The organism is Burkholderia cepacia (assembly GCF_001039005.1).
GTDB lineage: Bacteria > Pseudomonadota > Gammaproteobacteria > Burkholderiales > Burkholderiaceae > Burkholderia > Burkholderia theae.
Map to the genome: position 1 here is coordinate 114779 of NZ_LDWR01000045.1, position 20267 is coordinate 135045.

General features: G+C 67.4%; 21 protein-coding genes. 8 read left to right on the forward strand and 13 right to left on the reverse strand.

Going from position 1 to position 20267, the window contains the following annotated elements:
* The first annotated feature begins 158 nt into the window (after positions 1–158).
* Together msbA and VL15_RS25460 are read left to right on the forward strand one after the other, a co-directional pair.
* The gene (gene msbA, locus VL15_RS25455) at positions 159–1910 is read left to right on the forward strand and encodes a lipid A export permease/ATP-binding protein MsbA (RefSeq protein WP_048249268.1); all 1752 of its coding nucleotides are present in this window, start codon (positions 159–161) and stop codon (positions 1908–1910) included.
* Positions 1911–2004: 94 nt separating this feature from the next.
* Positions 2005–2385, forward strand: a complete 381-nt coding sequence (locus VL15_RS25460; protein WP_048249269.1) for an RcnB family protein — start codon at positions 2005–2007, stop codon at positions 2383–2385.
* Positions 2386–2449: 64 nt separating this feature from the next.
* Here VL15_RS25460 and VL15_RS25465 read toward each other — a convergent pair whose 3' ends face one another.
* From VL15_RS25465 to rng, 5 genes are all read right to left on the reverse strand, one after another.
* Positions 2450–3019, reverse strand: a complete 570-nt coding sequence (locus VL15_RS25465; protein ID WP_048249270.1) for an FUSC family protein — start codon at positions 3017–3019, stop codon at positions 2450–2452.
* 41 nt (positions 3020–3060) lie between these two features.
* The gene (locus VL15_RS25470; protein ID WP_048249272.1) at positions 3061–4329 is read right to left on the reverse strand and encodes an MFS transporter; all 1269 of its coding nucleotides are present in this window, start codon (positions 4327–4329) and stop codon (positions 3061–3063) included.
* Positions 4326–5282 (reverse strand): PRC-barrel domain-containing protein, encoded by a 957-nt coding sequence (locus VL15_RS25475; RefSeq protein WP_048249274.1) that lies wholly within the window; start codon positions 5280–5282, stop codon positions 4326–4328. The genes VL15_RS25470 and VL15_RS25475 overlap by 4 nt, the downstream gene beginning before the upstream one ends.
* 318 nt (positions 5283–5600) lie before the next feature.
* The gene (locus tag VL15_RS25480) at positions 5601–5936 is read right to left on the reverse strand and encodes a YggL family protein (protein WP_048249276.1); all 336 of its coding nucleotides are present in this window, start codon (positions 5934–5936) and stop codon (positions 5601–5603) included.
* 126 nt (positions 5937–6062) lie between these two features.
* Complete coding sequence (rng, locus tag VL15_RS25485; RefSeq protein WP_048249278.1) at positions 6063–7532, reverse strand: ribonuclease G; 1470 nt, start codon at positions 7530–7532, stop codon at positions 6063–6065.
* A gap of 113 nt (positions 7533–7645) precedes the next feature.
* Between rng and VL15_RS25490 the strand changes: the two genes are divergently transcribed.
* Complete coding sequence (locus tag VL15_RS25490; protein WP_048249279.1) at positions 7646–8806, forward strand: RNA-guided endonuclease InsQ/TnpB family protein; 1161 nt, start codon at positions 7646–7648, stop codon at positions 8804–8806.
* 46 nt (positions 8807–8852) lie between these two features.
* Here VL15_RS25490 and VL15_RS25495 read toward each other — a convergent pair whose 3' ends face one another.
* The 8 genes from VL15_RS25495 to upp all read right to left on the reverse strand — a co-directional run bounded on the left by VL15_RS25495 (position 8853) and on the right by upp (position 15438).
* Positions 8853–9485: a Maf family protein gene (locus tag VL15_RS25495; protein WP_048249281.1), complete on the reverse strand. Its 633-nt coding sequence runs from the start codon at positions 9483–9485 to the stop codon at positions 8853–8855.
* Positions 9486–9536: 51 nt separating this feature from the next.
* Entirely contained in the window at positions 9537–10007 is a 471-nt protein-coding gene (gene rlmH / locus VL15_RS25500) for a 23S rRNA (pseudouridine(1915)-N(3))-methyltransferase RlmH (RefSeq protein ID WP_048249282.1), read from the reverse strand.
* 19 nt (positions 10008–10026) lie between these two features.
* On the reverse strand, positions 10027–10476 hold the full coding sequence (rsfS, locus tag VL15_RS25505; protein WP_048249284.1) for a ribosome silencing factor: 450 nt from the start codon (positions 10474–10476) through the stop codon (positions 10027–10029).
* A gap of 4 nt (positions 10477–10480) precedes the next feature.
* A complete protein-coding gene (locus tag VL15_RS25510) occupies positions 10481–11206 on the reverse strand; it encodes a nicotinate-nucleotide adenylyltransferase (RefSeq protein ID WP_196319625.1) in 726 nt (241 codons plus the stop codon).
* A 14-nt stretch (positions 11207–11220) separates the two neighbouring features.
* Positions 11221–12144 carry an oxygen-dependent coproporphyrinogen oxidase gene (gene hemF / locus VL15_RS25515; protein ID WP_048249288.1) on the reverse strand — a complete coding sequence of 308 codons (924 nt, stop codon included), beginning with the start codon at positions 12142–12144 and terminating at the stop codon, positions 11221–11223.
* A 312-nt stretch (positions 12145–12456) separates the two neighbouring features.
* On the reverse strand, positions 12457–13737 hold the full coding sequence (gene purD / locus VL15_RS25520; RefSeq protein WP_048249290.1) for a phosphoribosylamine--glycine ligase: 1281 nt from the start codon (positions 13735–13737) through the stop codon (positions 12457–12459).
* A gap of 104 nt (positions 13738–13841) precedes the next feature.
* A complete protein-coding gene (locus VL15_RS25525; protein WP_048249291.1) occupies positions 13842–14570 on the reverse strand; it encodes a YebC/PmpR family DNA-binding transcriptional regulator in 729 nt (242 codons plus the stop codon).
* Between the two features lie 217 nt (positions 14571–14787).
* A complete protein-coding gene (gene upp / locus VL15_RS25530) occupies positions 14788–15438 on the reverse strand; it encodes a uracil phosphoribosyltransferase (protein WP_048249293.1) in 651 nt (216 codons plus the stop codon).
* A gap of 229 nt (positions 15439–15667) precedes the next feature.
* Between upp and VL15_RS25535 the strand changes: the two genes are divergently transcribed.
* The 5 genes from VL15_RS25535 (at position 15668) to kdpA (ending at position 20236) form a co-directional block, all read left to right on the forward strand.
* Positions 15668–16447 (forward strand): SDR family oxidoreductase, encoded by a 780-nt coding sequence (locus tag VL15_RS25535; RefSeq protein ID WP_048249427.1) that lies wholly within the window; start codon positions 15668–15670, stop codon positions 16445–16447.
* Positions 16448–16499: 52 nt separating this feature from the next.
* Positions 16500–16892 carry a methylglyoxal synthase gene (locus tag VL15_RS25540; RefSeq protein WP_048249296.1) on the forward strand — a complete coding sequence of 131 codons (393 nt, stop codon included), beginning with the start codon at positions 16500–16502 and terminating at the stop codon, positions 16890–16892.
* A 175-nt stretch (positions 16893–17067) separates the two neighbouring features.
* Entirely contained in the window at positions 17068–18042 is a 975-nt protein-coding gene (locus VL15_RS25545) for a quinone oxidoreductase family protein (RefSeq protein WP_048249298.1), read from the forward strand.
* Positions 18043–18341: 299 nt separating this feature from the next.
* A complete protein-coding gene (kdpF, locus tag VL15_RS25555) occupies positions 18342–18434 on the forward strand; it encodes a K(+)-transporting ATPase subunit F (protein WP_006752209.1) in 93 nt (30 codons plus the stop codon).
* Positions 18431–20236, forward strand: coding sequence for a potassium-transporting ATPase subunit KdpA (gene kdpA, locus VL15_RS25560; RefSeq protein WP_048249301.1), 1806 nt, complete (start codon positions 18431–18433; stop codon positions 20234–20236). The genes kdpF and kdpA overlap by 4 nt, the downstream gene beginning before the upstream one ends.
* The last annotated feature ends 31 nt before the right edge of the window (positions 20237–20267 follow it).

Genomic DNA, 20267 nt, shown 5'->3' on the forward strand with positions numbered 1-20267 from the left:
CGGCCATGACCGTGCCGGCGGGGGCGGTGCGGCTATAATGTTGGGCCCTTTTAGGCACCCGCCCGACAGGGGCGAAATCCCGGGTGGTCACGCGCCGGGCGCCGCATCGCGGCTCAAGAAGGATTGCCTTGGAAACCCAGAACACTCTTCGCAAACCGATGGACAGCACCGGCACCTCGCCGGTCACGGTCCTCAAGCGCCTGTGGCCGTACATCCGGCCGCTGATCGGCATCGTGGTGCTCGCCGTGATGACGATGGGCGTCGTCGCGGCCACCGAGGCCGGCATTCCGGCGCTGCTCAAGCCGCTCCTCGACCACGGCTTCGGCGCGCACGGCAGCGACAACGCGAAATGGTACGTGCCGATCGCGGTGATCGGCCTCGCGCTCGTGCGCGGCGTATCGCAGTACGCATCGAATTACCTGCTCAACTACGTGTCGAACCGCATCCTGCTGCAACTGCGGCTCGAGATGTTCCAGCGGATGCTCCACACGAGCGCGTCGTTCTTCCAGCGCGAGACCGCGAGCACGGTGATCAACGCGATCGTGTTCGAGGTCAACCAGATCCTGTCGGTGCTGACCGGCGTGATGGTCACGCTCGTGCGCGATTCGCTGACCGTGATCTTCCTGCTCGGCTACCTGTTCTACCTGAACTGGCGGCTCACGCTGATCGTCGCGGTGATCCTGCCCGGCATCGGCTGGCTCGTCAGCAAGATCAACCGCCGCCTGCGTCGCCTGAACCGCGAGCACCAGACGCTGACCAACGAGCTGTCGTACATCGTCGAGGAGACGGTCGCCGGCTACAAGGTCGTCAAGGTGCATAACGGCGAGACGTACGAGATGGACCGCTTCACCGCGATGAGCAAGCGCCTGCGCGGCTACGCGATGCGCATGACGATCTCGGGCGGCCTCGCGCAGCCGCTTACGCAGTTCCTCGCGTCGATCGCACTCGCGGTCGTGATCACGATCGCGGTCGTGCAGTCGACGAACGACCAGACGACGGTCGGCGGCTTCGTCGCGTTCGTCACGTCGATGCTGCTGGTGATCTCGCCGCTCAAGCACCTGATCGACGTCAACCAGCCGCTGCAGCGCGGGATGACCGCCGCCGAGCTGATCTTCGGGCTGATCGACGAGCCGTCCGAGCCGCAGGGCGGCGGCCGGCCGCTGCCGCAGGCGCGCGGCGAGATCGAGTTTCGCGGCGTGACGTTCGACTACGGCGCGGCCGAGCGGCCGACGCTCGACCGCATCTCGTTCAAGGTCGCGCCGGGTGAAATGATCGCGCTCGCCGGCCCGTCCGGCAGCGGCAAGACGACGCTCGTGAACCTGCTGCCGCGCTTCTTCGACCCGACGGGCGGTGCGATCCTGGTCGACGGCGTGCCGGTGTCCGATTACGACCTCCACGCGCTGCGCGGCCAGATGGCGATGGTCAGCCAGGACGTCGTGCTGTTCAACGACACGATCGCCGCGAACGTCGCCTACGGGCAGACGCCCGACCGCGCGCGCGTGCAGGCCGCGCTCGAGGCCGCGAACCTCGCCGATGCGGTCGCCGCGATGCCCGACGGGCTCGACACGCTCGTCGGCGGCAACGGGATGCGGCTGTCCGGCGGCCAGCGTCAGCGGCTCGCGATCGCGCGCGCGATCTACAAGGACGCGCCGATCCTGATCCTCGACGAGGCGACGTCGGCGCTGGATTCGGAATCGGAGCGCCACGTGCAGGCCGCGCTTGAGCGGCTGATGGAAGGCCGCACGACGCTCGTGATCGCGCACCGGCTGTCGACGATCGAGCGCGCGGATCGCATCCTCGTGCTCGAGGCCGGCAAGATCGTCGAAGAGGGCAGCCACGACGAACTGCTGCGCCACGGCGGCCTGTACGCGCACCTGCACCGGATCCAGTACCAGCAGCAGGCGGCGTAACGCGCGGTCATGCGGCCGCGCGTTACCGTGTGCTAGTCTTCATCGGGTAGTTCGAGTGGTTTCGTTCGACGTGACAACACGGAGGGAAGGCACAATGAAGAAGATGCACGGGATGATGCTGGCCGCGGTGATCGCGGCGGGTTTCGCCGCACCGGCCGCGATGGCGCAGGATCACGACAACCACAACGACCAGGGCGACCACGGCATGCAGCGTGGCCACGGCCCGAAACGCCCGCCGCCCGGCCAGATGCGTCATGAGGACGACGTGCCGCCGCGCTGGGCCGACCAGCCGCGCCGCGAGTGGCACAAGGGCGACCGGCTTCCCCCCGAGTTCCGCGATCGCCAGTACGTGATCGACGACTGGCGCGGCTATCGCCTGAGCCCGCCGCCGCGCGGCTATCAATGGGTTGGCGTCGGCGGGGATCACCTGCTGGTGCAGATCGGTTCCGGCATTGTGCTGCGGATCGGCGACTGACCTTGCCGATCGCCCGGCACGTATCGCGATGCCGCGATGCGCGCCGGGCAGCCGGCCCGCCGCGTCACTTTGCCGCCGTCGCGCGGCGAAACCAGCGCCGCTCGATTTTCGACATCACCCAGCACACGCCTAGCGCACACACGGTGCCGAGCGCGACCTCGCCCAATCGCATCAGCGGAATGTCCCACAGCGGGCCGTTGCCCGGAAACAGCAGCACGATCGTTGCGGTCACGCCGCCGAGCCGTGCCGCGCTGCCGACGTTCAGACACCAGCAGCAGACGATCGTGAGCGCCACCGCGAGTGCATAGGCAACGAGGCGATCGCCGCCGAGCGCGGCGCCCGCGAAGCCGAGCACGCCGCCGATCATCGCGCCGATGAACTGGTCGCGCGACAGCGACATCGTGTCCGAGTAGTTGTGCTGCGTGACGGCAATCGCCGTGACGGCGGCCCAGACGGCCTGCTCGGTGTGCAGCGCACGGCCGATCGCGAAGGCGAGGCACGCGCCGCAGACGGCCTGGACGGCCATCAGCACGCCTTGCGCGAGCCGTTCGCCGAAGGTCAGCCCCTTGAACAGATCGAAGATCGACTGCTGGATCTGCTGGCGGGCTTCGTTGAGTGTCCTGATCGTATCCATCGTGAGTCGGCCAAGAAGCGGATAACGGCGGCGTGCCGCCTTCAGTGCGCCTGCTCGGGCGATGCGGGGGCCGCTTCGTCGGCGGCCGCGTCGCCGTTCTCGACGCGCGTTTCGGGCATCACGAGCCAGACCAGCAGCACCGCGAGCGCGCCCGCGCCCGCGAGCCCGAAGAAGCTGACCGCGTTGCCGAAATGATCGGCGACGTAGCCGGCCGCAGCCGTGCTGAGCGTCGCACCGATCCCGGCCGCGAGCCCGAACAGCCCGATGCACAGGTTGTAGCGGCCCTTGCCGCCCGCGACGTCGGCCGCGATCAGCGGCAGCATCACGCCGAACACCGCCGCGCTGATGCCGTCGAGCATCTGCACGGGCACGAGCAGGTACGGGCTGCTCACGCCGGCGAACAGCAACGCGCGCACCGGCAGCGCGGAGAAGCCGAGCAGCAGGATTGGCCGGCGCCCCCAGCGTTGCGCGGAGCGGCCGACCCACGGCGACAGCATCGCGACGATCGCCTGCGGCACGATGATGCATGCGGCGATCACGAGCTGCACGTTCTCGCCCATCCCGGCCGTGACTTCACCGGCCGCGAGGTTCAGCATCGCCGCGTTCGACAGGTGGAACAGCACGACGCACGCCGCGAAGATCAGCATCCGGCGGTCGCGCAGCAGTTCGAGCAGCGTTTCGCGCTCGCCGGCTTCGCCGTGGTCGCCGTGATCGTCCGGCTTCGACGATTGCGGGATCACTTCGTGCGTCGGCTGGATCATCGCGAGCGCGAACAGCGCGGGCAGCGCCAGCACGGCGGTCAGCCAGAACACCGCGCGCGCGGAGAAGTATTCGCCGGTGAGCCCCATCAGGCCCGCCGCGACCGCGCTGCCGATCGACGCCCAGCGCGCATTGCGGCCGAGCCGGTCGCCGAGGTCGGCGCGGCCGACGAGCGAGAACGAAATCGCGGCCATCGCCGGCACGAGCATGCAGCTCGCGAAACCGTGGAACACCTCGGCGGCGATCACCGGCACGATCGTCGGACTCGACGCGAGCAGCACCGCGGACAGGATGATGGCCACGATCGCCCACGCGGCCGCGCCTTTCTTGTTCTTTAGCGCATCGACGGCCGCGCCGCCCGGCACCTGGCTGACCATCGCGCTGATCGTGCCGATCGACAGCACCATGCCGATCTCGCCCTGCGTCCACTTGTGCGACGCGAGGTAGGACGCGATGAACGGACCGAACCCTGTTTGAACGTTTGCAACGAAGAAGTTGAGCCAGTCGAGGGACCGGAGACTGCGTACGCTGACGGAATGCTTGATCGTCATCGGGCAACACTCGCAGACGAAGCCGGCGCAGCAGGCGGCGAGACCACGACGATCGGCTTGTCTGCCGCGTACGGCGGCGACGCCTTGATCTGCGCGTCGTTCAGGTCGAGCTGCGGATGCAGCGCCTTGTCGCGCGTGACGAAGCGCAGCGCGCCCCAGCTCGCGGCGATCGAGCGGCGGTCGGTATTGACGAGCCCGCCGAGGTCGAGCACGACGGCCTGCGGTTGGGCGCCTCGGTCGATCAGCACGTCGACGATGCGGCCGATCTTCGTGCCGTTCGGGCGCTCGACATCGCTGTCGAGCATCGGCAGCCGCGTCGCGGGCGAGGCCGCGGCCGAGCCCGACAGCGGCACGGCTTTCGGCCGCGCGGCCGGCGGCAGGTCGCCTGACGGCACGTCGAGCACGATCGGCTCCTGCTTGCCGCCCGGCGTGAAGCGGAACACGTTCCACGGGAAGATGACCTTGCGGTCGCCGACGCCCATGAAGCCCTGCAGGTTGACGATCATCTCGCGCGGCTTGCCGCCCGCGTCGACCACCATGTCGACCGCGCGGCCGATCACCTTGCCGTTGCGGCGCGCGACTTCGCTGTCGAGCAGCGCATGGATCTGGGTGCGGTCGATCGGGCGCGTCGCGACGAGCGGCGCGGGCGGCGGCGGGGGCGGCGTCGGCGTTTCGGGGCGCTGCACGGGCTTCGGCCGCGTCACCTCGCGGTGCGGCTTCTTCGGCGCTTCCGGTTCTTCCGGCTGCGTCGGCGCCGGCACGGGCGGCATCGTCAGCGGCTCGCCGGCCGTTTCCTCGACAGGCTCGACGAGCGCCTCGCTGATCGGCGCGGGCGGATTCTGGGTCGGCAGCAGCCCGCAGCCGGACAGCAGCGCGGCGGCGGCGAGAATCAGGAAGACCGTCGAGGACGGAAACGACTTGCGGGATGCGGGAAACGGAAGTCCGCCGCTCATTGACACTCACTCCATGGGTCGGGGGCGGCCCGAAGGCACGCGGCTGGCGATGGATGGCGGGTGCGGGCGGCGCACCACGCGAGGTGAGAGTTTAACGTGTCTTGCTTTCAGGACCGATTTCGATGGCCCGTTGGAGGCGGACTGTCGGGAAAAGGTAGGGATCGGCGCGGCGCGATTCGTGAGAGTCGGTACCGGTGGCGCGGGTGCCGAGCGGCGGGAGGAGAGGGGCGCACGCAGGCGCCGCAGGCGGCGCCGGCCTGACCCGCCTTCAAGGCGGACAGGCGCGGGCGCTGCCCGATGCAGCGAGAAGCCGGAAAATCAGGCGTCCGGATACCACGCGTCGGTGAATTCGCTGACATTGACGTCGGTCAGTTCCGGCCGTGCAGCCAGCCACCCGCGCACGAGCTCGCGATCGGCGTCGGTCGTCGTGCCGCGCGGTGCGCCGGAGATCACGTAGGCGCCGATGCCTTCGTCCGCGGACGCGACGGTCAGGAGTCCGTGCGCTTCGACGAAATCGATGAACGCGTCGATCAACTCGCCGCGTTCGAGGTCGGTCAGCTCGTTGCGGTAATGCGCGGTTGCGTTGAACGCGAGTTCCTGGAACTCGCCGATGTGGAGTTTCTTGCGCTGGCGGCGGTTGTGGCCTTGGCTCATGGTATGTCGTGAATGCGAAAAGGGGGGTGAAAGGGCGGCGGCGGGTGCTGACGCGGCATGCGCGAGCGACCCGGGCGCCGCATCGAAGCGCCGCGCGGCAATGCCGGCGGCGGGATGGGCGGAACCTTACATCAGCACGATATCGTACTGCTCCTGGCTCAGGTTCGACTCGACCTGCAGCGACACCGGCTTGCCGATGAAGTCGATCAGCATCGCGAGATGCTGCGACTCCTCGTCGAGGAACAAGTCGATCACCTGCTGCGCGGCGATCACGCGGAATTCGCGCGGATTGAACTGCCGCGATTCACGCAGGATCTCGCGCAGGACGTCGTAGCACACGGTGCGCGACGTTTTCACCTGGCCCTTGCCCTGGCAGGTCGGGCACGGTTCGCACAGCACGTGCGCGAGCGATTCTCGCGTGCGCTTGCGCGTCATCTCGACGAGCCCGAGTTGCGAGAAGCCGTTGACCGTCACGCGCGTGCGGTCGCGCGACAGCGCCTTTTTCAGCTCGGACAGCACCGCGTCGCGATGCTCGGCGTTCTCCATGTCGATGAAGTCGATGATGATGATCCCGCCGAGGTTGCGCAGCCGCAGTTGCCGCGCGATTGTGTGCGCGGCCTCGAGGTTGGTCTTGAAGATCGTGTCGTCGAAGTTGCGCGCGCCGACATAGCCGCCCGTGTTCACGTCGATCGTCGTCATCGCCTCGGTCTGGTCGATCATCAGGTAGCCACCCGACTTCAGGTCGACGCGGCGCGACAGCGCGCGCTGGATCTCCGTCTCGATGTTGTACAGGTCGAACAGCGGCCGCTCGCCCGTGTAGTGGTGCAGCTTCGGGGCCACGGCCGGCGTGAACTCGGACGCGAATTCCGCGAGGCGCTGGTACGTCTCGCGCGAATCGACCTGGATGCGCGTCGTGTCGTCGTTCGCGAAATCGCGCAGCACGCGCTGCGCGAGATCGAGATCCTGGTACAGCAGGCTCGTCGCCGGCAGCCGCTGCGCAAGCCCGACGATGGTCGCCCAGGTCTTGCGCAGGTACGTGACGTCGCCGGCCAGTTCGTCGGAGGTGGCGTCCTCGGCGATCGTCCGCACGATGTAGCCGCCTTTCTCGTCCGGCGGGATCACGGCCGTCAGGCGCGCGCGCACGGCCTCGCGCTCGGCCTCGCTCTCGATCTTCTGCGAGATGCCGATATGTGGCTCCTGCGGCAGGTAGACGAGCGTGCGGCCCGCGATGCTGACCTGCGTCGACAGCCGCGCGCCCTTCGTGCCGATCGGATCCTTGATCACCTGGACCATCAGCGTCTGGCCTTCGAACACGGTCTTTTCGATCGGCTGGTGCGGCGCGCTCGACTGTGGCTCGCCCGCGATGCGCGGCTGCCAGATGTCGGCGACGTGCAGAAACGCCGCGCGCTCGAGGCCAATGTCGATGAACGCCGACTGCATGCCGGGCAGCACGCGCACGACCTTGCCGAGATAGATGTTGCCGACCCGCCCGCGCGACAGCGTGCGCTCGACGTGAAGTTCCTGCACCGCGCCTTGCTGGACGAGTGCGACCCGCGTTTCCTGCGGCGTGAGGTTGATCAGGATTTCTTCGTTCATCGAGTTTGCTCCGAGAAACCCCGTCCTTCAGGTCGGGGCGTCGATGGGGTGCAGCCAAATGACTGCCCCTCCAAGGCTTGAGGCATACGTGAGCCTATGACATGGTGTAACGCATGGACATCAAGCGCGCCTATCGATTCAGGTTCTACCCGACGTCCGAGCAGGCAGCGATGCTTGCTCGGACGTTCGGGTGCGCGCGCTTTGTGTACAACCACATGCTGCGGATGCGCACCGATGCGTGGCAGCAGCGTCGAGCGCGTGTCAGTTATCACGAGACCTCCGCCGCGCTTACCGCGCTGAAGAAAACACCCGAGCATGCGTGGCTGAAGGACGTCAGTTCGGTCCCGCTCCAGCAGGCGCTGCGCCACTTGCAGACGGCATTCTCGAACTTCTTCGCCACGCACGCGAAGTACCCGAACTTTCGGCGCAAGGACGGCGTGCAATCCGCCGAGTACACGGCGAGCGCCTTCAAGTGGGACGGTACTTCGCTGAGATTGGCGAAGATGGACGCGCCGCTTGCGATTCGCCGGTCACGTACCATTCCGAAAGGCGCGAAGGTAACCACCGTCACGGTGTCGAAAGACACGGCTGGTCGATACCACGTGTCGATGCTGTGCGACGACGTGGTTTCTGCAAAATCGGAAGCATCCGGTATGGTCGGCATCGACTTCGGGTTGACAAATTTTATCGTTCTTTCAACTGGAGAGAAGATCGCTGCACCGAACGCGTTCCGCAAGAACGAAGCCAAGCTCGCTAAGCTGCAACGACGGCTGGCGAGGAAGCAAACGGGGTCCGCGAATCGCAGGAAGGCGAAACTCAAAGTCGCACGCATGTACGCCCGGATAGCAGACGGCCGCAGGGATTTCCTGCACAAGCTTTCAACCCGGCTGATCCACGAAAACCAAGTGATCGCCATCGAAAGCCTTGCCGTCAGCCACATGCTAAAGAACCGAAGGCTCGCAAAATCGATCGGCGATGCAGGCTGGTCGGAATTCGCACGGCAGTTGACGTACAAGGCCGAGTGGTACGGACGCACGTTGATCGGAATCGATCGCTGGTATCCGTCCAGTAAGCGATGTTCCGATTGCGGGCATACCGTCGCCACGCTGCCGCTGAAGGTGCGCTCGTGGGTCTGTCCGGAGTGCGCAGCGCCCCACGATCGCGACATCAACGCAGCACGTAACGTTTTGGCCGCCGGACTGGCGGTGTCAGCCCATGGAGAAGGCGTAAATCCCATGTCTCTTAGTGAGGCGATGTCGGGTGGCATTCGTTGAAGTGGGAATCTTCGTCCTTCAGGAAGGAGATCTGTCAAGGTGGGGTTCAGAAGGCGACACGCGCCGCACGCAGCAGCGCGGCGGTCTCAAAGAGGGGCAGACCCATGATACCCGAATGGGAACCGTCGATCCGCTCGATGAATTCGGCGGCGCGCCCCTGGATCGCGTACGCACCGGCCTTGCCGAACGGCTCGCCCGTTTCGACGTAGCGCGCGTAGGCGTCGTGCGACGCGGCCGCGAAGCGCACCGACGAGCGCGACAGCGCGGGCGGCAGCAGTTCGCCGCCGGCATCGATCACGGCGACGGCGGTCAGCACCGCGTGTTCGCGGCCCGCGAGGCGCGTCAGCATCGCGAGCGCGTCGTCCGCGTCGGCCGGCTTGCCGAGGATCGCGCCGTCGATCGTCACCGTCGTGTCGGCGACCAGCACCGGCGCGGCCGGCTTGCCGCTCGCGACGAGGCGCGCACGCGCGGCCTCGGCCTTCGCGACGGTCACGCGCCGCACGTACGCATCGGCGGCTTCGCCGGGCAGTTCGGCCTCGAGCGCCTCGGCGTCCTCGTCGGGGCGCGGCAGCAGCAGTTCGAAGCGTACGCCGATCTGCTGCAGCAGCTCCTGGCGGCGCGGGCTTTGCGAAGCGAGGTAAAGGGTGGGGAAAAGCGCGGGGGACGTGCTGGACGGCATGGTGTCGTTATCTCGGTGAGCGCGCGCGGCGCGCGTCTCGAGGACGACACGTCATGCGCGGTGATAGGGGTGATTCTGCGTGATGCTCCACGCCCGGTAAAGCTGTTCGGCGAGCAGCACGCGCACCATCCCGTGCGGCAGCGTCATGCTCGAGATGCGCAGCAGCACGTCGGCGCGTGCTTTCAGTTCCGGATCGAGCCCGTCGGCGCCGCCGATCACGAATGCGACGTCGCGGCCGTCCTGCTGCCAGCCGGGCAGCGCCTGCGCGAGCTGCATCGTGGTCCAGTCGCGGCCGCGCTCGTCGAGCGCGACGAGGCGCGCGCCCTTCGGCAGCGCGGCCTCGATCTTCTGCCGCTCGGCGGCCATCACGCTGTCGGCGCTACGGCCGCCCGAACGCAGTTCGGGCTTGATTTCGCGCAACTCGATGCGCAGCTCGGGCGGCATCCGCTTCGTGTATTCGTCGAAGCCGGATGCGATCCAGCCCGGCATCTTGTGGCCGACCGCGAGGATGAAAAGCTTCATCGGGACGATTCGTGACGACTTAGCGGCGGCGGGCGGCCGTTTTGCGCGCCGGGCGGGCTGCCGGTGCTTCTTCCTCGTCGTCCTCGTCTTCGCTTGCGGTGGCGAAGCCGTTCGGGCCCTTGCCGCCGCCGAGTTTCATCCGGACAGGCTTGTCGCCCCAGATTTCCTCGAGGTTGTAGTACTGGCGCAGGGCCGGCTGCAGGATGTGCACGACGGCGTCGCCGCAGTCGACCAGCACCCATTCGCCGGTGTCTTCACCCTCGGAGCTGACGACGTCGCCGCCGGCTTCCTTGACCTTGTCGCGCACGTTCGACGCGAGCGCCTTGGTCTGGCGGTTGGAGGTGCCCGAGGCGACGACCACGCGGTCGAACAGTTCGGTCAGGTGGCTGGTGTTGAACACCTTGATGTCTTGCGCCTTGACGTCTTCGAGGGCGTCGACGATCACGCGCTGCAGTTTGCGAATATCCATGGAATCAGGTGTGGTAGAGGCGATGTTGAAGAATATAGGCCCATACGGCGGCCGGCACATGCTCGGCCGACGCGTCGGGCATTTGCGCATGGCGCGCGATGCATTCGCGCAGGTGCGCGCGGATGTCGGTCGCGGCAATGTCGAATGCGAGTGCCGTGTCGATCAGCAGGCTGCCGGCCGGCGTGGCCTTCAGCACGTCGGCGCCGGCCTGCCGCGCGGCGATTTCCCGCGCGACGTCCGGCGGCGCCGCACCGAGCTCGAAGCCCGGTCGCGTCGACGCGCAGATGTGCGCGTAGTCGAACAGCTTGCGCCAGTCACGCCACGTGTCGAGGCGCACGAGCTGGTCGGCGCCGATCAGCAGCGACAGCGACGCGTCCGGGCCGATCCGCTCGCGCCAGCGCGCGAGCGTGTCGACCGTGTAGGTCGGGCCGGCGTGCTCGATCTCGTCGGTGGCGACGGTCACGGTCACGCCCGGCAGCACGAGCGCATCCGCGGCCGCGCGCGTCATCGCGAGCCGGTGCTCGGCGGCCGACACGTCGCGCTTCTGGTACGGCTGCCCGGCGGGCAGCAGCACGAGCTCGGTCAGACCGAGCAGCTCGGCGAACCGGCGCGCGAGCGCGAGATGGCCGTCGTGGATCGGGTCGAAAGTACCGCCCAGCAAGCCGATACGACGCGGCAGCGGGGCGGGGCGGATGGTGGTGTCCAGAAACGCGTCCTTTTCTTGGGGCAGCGGGGCGCGCGGGCTCACACCCAGTCGCGCGGCACGATGAAGTCGCTGTACAGGCGCGCTTCGGGCGTTCCCGGTTCGGGCTGCCAGTTGTAGCGCCAGTTCGCGACCGGCGGCATCGACATCAGGATCGACTCGGTCCGGCCGCCGCTTTGCAGGCCGAACAGCGTGCCACGGTCGAACACGAGGTTGAATTCGACATAGCGGCCGCGGCGGTACGCCTGGAAATCGCGCTCGCGCTCGCCGTACGGCAGGTCGACGCGGCGCTCGACGATCGGCAGGTAGGCCTGCAGGAACGCATCGCCGACGCTTTGCATCATGTCAAACGAGCGTTCGAAACCGGGCTCGGAGAAATCGTCGAAGAAGATCCCGCCGATGCCGCGCATCTCGTTGCGGTGCTTCAGGAAGAAATATTCGTCGCACCACTTCTTGAAGCGCGGGTACAACTCGGCGCCGAACGGGTCGAGCGCATCCTTGCAGGTCTGGTGGAAATGACGTGCGTCGTCCTCGAAACCGTAAACCGGTGTCAGATCCATGCCGCCGCCGAACCAGAACACGGGCTCCTCGCCCGGTTTCGTCGCGATCAGCATCCGCACGTTCATGTGCACGGTCGGGCAGTACGGATTGCGCGGGTGCAGCACGAGCGACACGCCGAGCGCCTCGAAGCCGCGGCCCGCGAGCTGCGGGCGCGCCGCGCTCGCCGACGGCGGCAGCGCGTCGCCCGCGACGTCGGAAAAGCCGATTCCCGCGCGTTCGAACACGCGGCCGCCCTCGAGAATCCGCGTGCAGCCGCCGCCGCGCAGGCGTTCGGCCGGGCCGCGCTGCCATGCGTCGGTCGCGAGCGGCGTGCCGTCGAGCGCGCCGAGCGCGTCGGCGATGCGTGCCTGCAGGCCCTGGAGGTACGTGCGCACGCGCGCCACGTCGTAGGTTGAATCGGTCATGTCTGGACTGGGTGCCCCCGCCCGAAGCGGGGGCCGTAAAAAAGGCATCTGCCGGGCATTCTATCGAACCCCGGCAGAGGGGCCTGTTCCCGCTAATAACGGGCTTGCGAACGTGCCTTGCCGGTCGCAGTGCAAGGCGCGAGGAGCGCCGTTTGGCCGAGCCAAACAAGCGACGAGCAACGCCGCAATGCGGCCGGCAAGGCACGTTCCCGAAACTAACAAAATTCCATCCCTGGTGGCCAGCGCAAGCCCGTTATTAGCGGGAACAGGCCCCTTCGGCCGCGCAGCCTTGCGGCGCGGCCGAAGCGAACATCACGCGTTCTTGCGGTTGAGCGCGCGGAAGCCGATGTCGCGGCGGTACTGCATGCCTTCGAAATTGATCTGGTTGATCGTGTCGTACGCATGCTGCTGCGCTTCGCGCACCGAATCGGCAAGGCCGACCACGCACAGCACGCGCCCGCCGGATGTCACGAGCTTGTCGCCGTCGCCGAGCGTCGTGCCCGCATGGAACGTGACTGCCTGCTCGGTCTCGGCCGGGATCCCGTTGATGCGGTCGCCCTTGCGCGGCGCGTCCGGGTAGCCGTGCGCGGCCAGCACGACGCCGAGCGCGGTGCGGCGGTCCCAGTCGAGCTCGACCGTGTCGAGCGTGCCCGCGATCGCCTGCTCGACGATCTTCGAGAAATCGCTCTTCAGGCGCGCCATGATCGGCTGCGTTTCCGGGTCGCCCATCCGGCAGTTGAACTCGAGCGTGCGCGGATTGCCTTCCTTGTCGATCATCAGGCCCGCATACAGGAAGCCCGTGAAGCGGATGCCGTCCTTCTCCATCCCGCGCACGGTCGGCATGATGATCTCGCGCATCACGCGTGCGTGCATCTGCGGCGTGACGATCGGCGCGGGCGAATACGCGCCCATGCCGCCGGTGTTCGGGCCGCGGTCCTCGTCGAGCAGGCGCTTGTGGTCCTGGCTGGAAGCCAGCGCCAGCGCGTGCTTGCCGTCGACCATCACGATGAAGCTCGCTTCCTCGCCGTCGAGGAATTCCTCGATCACGACGCGCGCGCCGGCATCGCCGAGCTTGTTGCCCGACAGCATCATGTCGACCGCCGCATGCGCTTCCTCGAGCGTCATCGCGACGACGACACCCTTGCCGGCCGCGAGGCCGTCGGCCTTCACGACGATCGGTGCGCCCTTCGCGTCGATGTACGCGTGTGCGGCGGCGGCATCGGCGAAGGTTTCGTAGTCGGCCGTCGGGATGCCGTGGCGCTTCATGAACGCCTTCGCGAAATCCTTCGAGCTTTCGAGCTGCGCGGCTTCGCGGGTCGGGCCGAACACCTTCAGGCCGCGCGCGCGGAACAGGTTGACGATGCCGGCTGCGAGCGGTGCTTCCGGCCCGACGAGCGTGAACGCGATGCCTTCGCTTTCCGCGAAATCGGCGAGTTCGTCGAGCGCCGTGATGTCGACGTTCTTCAGGCGCTCGTCCTGCGCCGTGCCGCCATTGCCCGGTGCGACGTAGACCATCTGGACGCGCGGCGACTGCGCGAGCTTCCACGCCAGCGCATGTTCGCGGCCGCCGGAACCGACGACGAGTAGTTTCATGGGATTCCCCGCAGACTAGAAAACAGGGCGGCCGGCACGCTCAGGCGCGCCGGCCGCGGATTCGGTCGGGCCGCCGCCGCGACAGGAGCACGGCGGCCGGCATTTCATTCCTCGACGATGACGGCGTTCGTATACACGTCCTGCACGTCGTCGAGGTTCTCGAGCGCGTCCAGGAGTTTCTGCATCTTCGCCGCGTCGTCGCCGGTGAATTCGACTTCGTTCTGCGGCTTCATCGTCACTTCGGCGAGTTCGGCCTTGAAGCCGGCGGCTTCGAGCGCGTCCTTCACCGCTGAGAATGCCTGCCAGTCGGACAGCACTTCGATCGAGCCGTCTTCGTTCGTGTTCACGTCGTTCGCGCCGGCTTCGAGCGCGGCTTCCATCAGCGCGTCTTCCGACGTGTCGGGCGCGAACAGGAACTGGCCGACGTGATCGAACATGAACGCGACCGAACCGTCGGTGCCCATGTTGCCGCCAAACTTCGAGAACGCGTGGCGGACTTCCGCGACCGTGCGGGTGCGGTTGTCGGTCAGCGTGTCGACGATGATCGCCGCGCCGCTGATGCCGTAGCCTTCGTAGCGGATTTCCTCGTAGTTCGCGCCGTCCGCGCCGCCGACGCCGCGATCGATCGCGCGCTTGACGTTGTCCTTCGGCATGTTCGCGTCGGCCGCCTTGTCGACCGCGAGACGCAGGCGCGGGTTCGAGGCGACGTCGCCGCCGCCGAGGCGCGCCGCGACCTGGATTTCCTTGATCAGGCGAGTCCAGATCTTGCCGCGCTTCGCGTCGGCCGCTGCCTTCTTATGCTTGATGTTGGCCCATTTCGAATGACCAGCCATACCTTTCTCCGTGCCCGGGCGCGCTGCGCGGGCGATTGTGCCAATGTGTCGTTGAATCGGCGGCCGTTTCGGCGGGCATGAAGCCGCGGGGCCGCGCGTGTCGAGTAGATCGAGATTTTATCACGCGGCGACCGCCGGATCGGGGCCGCCGCACATGGCCGAACGGCCGGGACGGCCGCCGCGGGCCGGGCCGCGCGCGGCCCGGCCGTGCAGGTGCTCAGTTCTTGGTGCCGAACAGGCGGTCGCCCGCGTCGCCGAGGCCCGGCACGATGTACGCATGCTCGTTCAGGTGCGAATCGAGCGACGCGACGAACAGCTTCACGTCAGGGTGCGCGTCCTGGAACACCTGCACGCCCTCGGGCGCGGCGACCAGCGCGACGAACGTGATGTTCGCGGCCGGCACGTTGCGGCGCTTGAGCACGTCGACCGCATGCACGGCCGAGTAGCCGGTCGCGACCATCGGGTCGCACAGGATGAAGATGCGGTCTTCCAGATCCGGCAGGCGCACGAGGTATTCGACCGGGCGGTGGTCCTCGGCGCGGTAGACGCCGATGTGGCCGACGCGCGCGGACGGAACCAGGTCGAGCAGGCCGTCCGACATCCCGATACCTGCGCGCAGCACCGGCACGATCGCCAGTTTCTTGCCCGCGATCACCGGCGCGTCGACCTCGACGAGCGGGGTTTCGACCCGCTTGGTCGTGATCGGCAGGTTGCGGGTGATCTCGTAACCCATCAGCAGCGTGATTTCGCGCAGCAGCTCGCGGAACGTGCGCGTGGACGTGTCCTTGTCTCGCATGTGCGTGAGCTTGTGCTGGATCAGCGGGTGATCGGTGATGAAGAGATTCGGGAAACGGCTGTCCTGTTTCATGACGGGGGCGCCTTTACGGCAAAAGAGGATCGGGGGCGGGGGCGGGCGCAAGCCGGCCGAGCGCTTATGCCCGCAATTTTACCAAGGCGCGCCGCATGATCCGGATAATATCGACGTCTCACGACAATCCGCGCGCCTGCGCCCGCCCGTTCGCCTGCCTGGCCCGCCCGTGGTCATGGGCCGGAGCGACCGGGCCGCGCCGGCGCGCGTCGCCAACCAGGAGTCGACGATGGATCTCGGCATCGCAGGAAAGACCGCGCTCGTATGCGCGGCAAGCAAGGGGCTCGGTCGCGGCTGCGCGGAAGCGCTGGCCGCCGAAGGCGTGAATCTCGTGATCGTCGCGCGCACGCGCGACACGCTCGACGCGACGGCCGACGCGATCCGCGCGGCGTCCGGCGTGACGGTCACGGCGGTCGCCTGCGACATCACGACGCCGGACGGCCGCGCGGCCGCGCTCGCCGCGTGCCCGCAGCCGGACATTCTCGTGACGAATGCCGGCGGCCCGCCGCCCGGCGACTTCCGCGACTTCTCGCACGACGACTGGATCCGCGCGCTCGAGTCGAACATGCTGACGCCGATCGAGCTGATCCGCGCGACCCTCGACGGGATGATCGCGCGCGGCTTCGGCCGGATCGTCAACATCACAAGTTCGGCCGTGAAGGCGCCGATCGACGTGCTTGCGCTGTCGAACGGCGCGCGCTCCGGGCTGACCGGCTTCGTCGCCGGGCTGTCGCGCAAGGTCGCCGGCCAGGGTGTGACGATCAACAACCTGCTGCCGGGGCTGTTCGACACCGACCGGATCGCGACGACGCTTACCGCATCGGCGAGGGCGCAGGGCGTGACGGTCGACGAAATGCGTGCGCGACGCACGAAGGACATCCCGGCCGGCCGCCTCGGCACGCGCGACGAATTCGGCGCGGCGTGCGCGTTCCTGTGCAGCGTGCATGCCGGCTATATCACCGGGCAGAACTGGCTGCTCGACGGCGGCGCGTACCCGGGCACGTTCTGACGCGCGCCCGACTCGATATCACGATAACAACCGAACGACGAAGGAACTGGAGATGAGCAAACCCCGCATCGCACTGATTGCGCACGACGCGAAGAAGGACGAGATCGTCGCGCTCGCGGGTCAATACCGCGCGACGCTTGCGCAATGCCGGCTGGTCGCGACGGGCACGACGGGCGGCCGCATCGCGGCCGCGCACGGGCTCGAGGTCGAGCGCAAGCTGTCGGGGCCGCTCGGCGGCGACCTGCAGATCGGCGCGGAACTGGCCGACGGCCGCGTCGATGTCGTCGTGTTCCTGCGCGACCCGATGACCGCGCAGCCGCACGACCCGGACATCACCGCGCTGGTGCGCGCGTGCGACGTGCACGACGTGCCGGTCGCGACCAACGTGGCCACCGCGCGGATGCTGCTCGACGATCTGGCGCGCAACATGCAGGACGTTTGCTAGGCGCGTGCCGCGCCCGATTGTCCCTGTTGACGGCAGGGCCATGCACAAACGGCTGCGGCGCGCGAGAATCGTGCGTCGCGACGCACACCCGCCGCCAGGTTCCGGCATGAATCGGCCGGGTTGCGCATCGGCGACCCGGATTTCCCTGACTGATTGACAGAAGAGGAGCAAAACGATGCCGAAAGCAATCCGATACGACCAGGCAGGCGGCCCGGAGGTGATGAAGTGGGTCGACGTCGAGGTCAGCGAGCCGCAGGCGGGTCAGGTCCGCGTCAAGCAGCATGCGGTCGGGCTCAACTATATCGACGTGTATTTCCGCACCGGTCTCTATCCGCAGCCGCTGCCCGCCGGGCTCGGGATGGAGGCGGCGGGCGAGGTGACGGCGGTCGGCGACGACGTGACCGCGTTCAAGCCCGGCGACCGCGTCGCCTATGTGTGGTCGTCGCCCGGCGCGTACGCACAGGAGCGCGTGCTGCCCGCCGATCGCCTCGTCAAGCTGCCGGACGGCATCAGTTACGACGAAGCGGCGTCGGTGATGCTGCAGGGGCTGACCGCGCACTACCTGCTGCGCCGCACGTATCCGGTCAAGGCCGGCGACACGATCCTGATCCATGCTGCGGCGGGCGGCGTCGGCCTGCTGGTCTGCCAGTGGGCGAAGGCGCTCGGTGCGACCGTGATCGGCACGGTCGGCTCCGACGAGAAGGCCGAACTCGCGAAAGCGCACGGCTGCGACCACCCGATCGTCTACACGCGTGAGAACTTCACGCAGCGTGTGAGGGCGATCACGAACGATGCGCTCGTGCCGGTCGTCTACGATTCGATCGGCAAGGATACCTACATCGGTTCGCTCGACAGCCTCGCGCCGCTCGGGCTGTTCGTCAGCTTCGGCAACGCGTCGGGCCCGCTGCCGCCGATCGACTCGAAGGAGTTCTCGTCGCGCGGCTCGCTGTTCTTCACGCGCCCGACGCTGTTCTCGTACATCGCGAAGCGCGCCGATCTCGAAGCGGCCGCGGCTGAATTGTTCGATGTGATCCTGTCGGGCAAGGTGAAGACGAGCATCAACCAGCGTTATCCGCTCGCGGAAGTCGGCCGTGCGCATGAAGATCTCGAAGCGCGCAAGACCACCGGCTCGACGATCCTCGTTCCCTGACCTGTCCCATCGTGCCGGCGCCATGCCGGCACGCGTCTTCGCGGGCGGCGCCACGGCGTCGCCCGTCCCGCCCCGAATCGCTCCCGCCCTCGCGTTTACACGTTTTTTATATCCGCCCCGACACCTTTGACCCGTCCTTTACGTGCGTTCCCATAAGGTTCTAGTCGTCTCACTTCGATGACGGAGAACACAAAAATGGATGGGGTATTTATCGGCGCCCTGGTGCTTTTCACCGCGCTGATCCTCGGTTTGATCGCCGGTTGCGAGAAGCTCGTGCAATACGGTCGCGGGGGGCGAGCATGACCTGGATGCTTTGGCTGGCGGGCGCATCGACGGCCCTGCTGTTCGCGTATCTCGTCTTTGCGCTGCTGCGCGCGGAGGACATCGAATGAACGCGAACAACCTGTTGCAATCGCTGTTGTTCATCGTCGTACTGCTGGCGGCGGCCGTTCCGGTCGCCCGCTACCTGACGGCGGTGATGGACGGCACTTCGCGCGTCGTGCGCGTGTTCGGACCGCTCGAGCGCGTGCTGTACCGCATCGCCGGCGTCGATGCCGGCACCGAGATGAACTGGAAGCAGTACGCGATCGCGACGATCGCGTTCAACGCGCTCGGCGCATTGTTCCTTTACGGCCTGCTGCGCCTGCAGGGTTTCCTGCCCGGCAACCCGCAGCAGTTCGGCGCGATGACGGTCGACGGCGCATTCAACACGGCCGTCAGCTTCGTCACCAACACGAACTGGCAGGACTACACGCCCGAGCAGACCGTCAGCTACCTGACGCAGATGCTTGGCCTGACCGTGCAGAACTTCCTGTCGGCCGCGACCGGCATCATCGTCGTGATCGCGCTGATCCGCGGCTTCGCGCGTCATACCGCGCAGACGATCGGCAACTTCTGGGTCGACCTCACGCGCGTGACGATGTACGTGCTCGTGCCGATGTCGGTGATCATCGCCGGGCTGCTGATGAGCCAGGGCGTGATCCAGAACATGAAGGCGTACGAGGACGTGCCGGTGCTGCAGACGAGTACCTATGCGGCACCGAAGCTCGACGCGCAGGGCAACCCGGTGAAGGACGACAAGGGCAACCCGGTGACGGTGCCGACCCCGCTCACGAAGCAGACGCTCGCGATGGGTCCGGTCGCGTCGCAGGAAGCGATCAAGATGCTCGGCACCAACGGTGGCGGCTTCTTCAACGCGAACTCCGCGCACCCGTACGAGAACCCGACGCCGTTCGCGAACTTCATCCAGATCTTCGCGATCCTGATCATCCCGGCCGCACTGTGTCTCGTGTTCGGCCGCATGATCGGCGACCGCCGGCAGGGCATCGCCGTGCTCGCGGCGATGACGGTCGCGTTCGTGGTCGCGGTCGGCCTCGAGGTGAGCGCCGAGCAGGGCGGCAACCCGACGCTCGCGGCGCTGCACGTCGACCAGTCGACGAGCGCGCTGCAGCCGGGCGGCAACATGGAAGGCAAGGAAACGCGCTTCGGGATCGCGCAGACCGGCATCTTCACGGTCGCGACGACGGCCGCGTCGTGCGGCGCGGTCGACACGATGCACGATTCGCTGACGCCGCTCGGCGGTCTCGTGCCGATGCTGCTGATGCAGCTCGGCGAGGTGATCTTCGGCGGGGTTGGCTCGGGCCTCTACGGGATGCTCGTGTTCGCGCTGCTCGCGGTGTTCGTCGCCGGCCTGATGATCGGCCGCACGCCGGAATACGTCGGCAAGAAGATCGAGTCGTACGAGATGAAGATGGTGTCGATCGTCGTGCTGCTCACGCCGCTGCTCGTGCTGGTCGGCACGTCGATCGCCGTGCTCGCCGATGCGGGCAAGGCCGGCATCGCGAACCCGGGCCCGCACGGCTTCTCGGAAATCCTGTACGCGTTCAGCTCGGCCGCGAACAACAACGGAAGCGCATTCGCGGGCCTGACGGTCGGCACGCCGTTCTACAACTGGATGACCGCGATCGCGATGTGGTTCGGCCGCTTCGGCACGATCGTGCCGGTGCTGGCGATCGCCGGCTCGCTTGCCGCGAAGAAGCGCATCGCGGTGACGAGCGGCACGCTGCCGACGCACGGTCCGCTGTTCGTCGTGCTGCTGCTCGGTACCGTGCTGCTGGTGGGCGCGCTGACCTACGTGCCGGCGCTTGCGCTCGGCCCTGGCGTCGAGCACCTGATGATGTGGCTGGGCGCGTAAAGCGCGCCCGCATGGCGACACATTGAAAAGA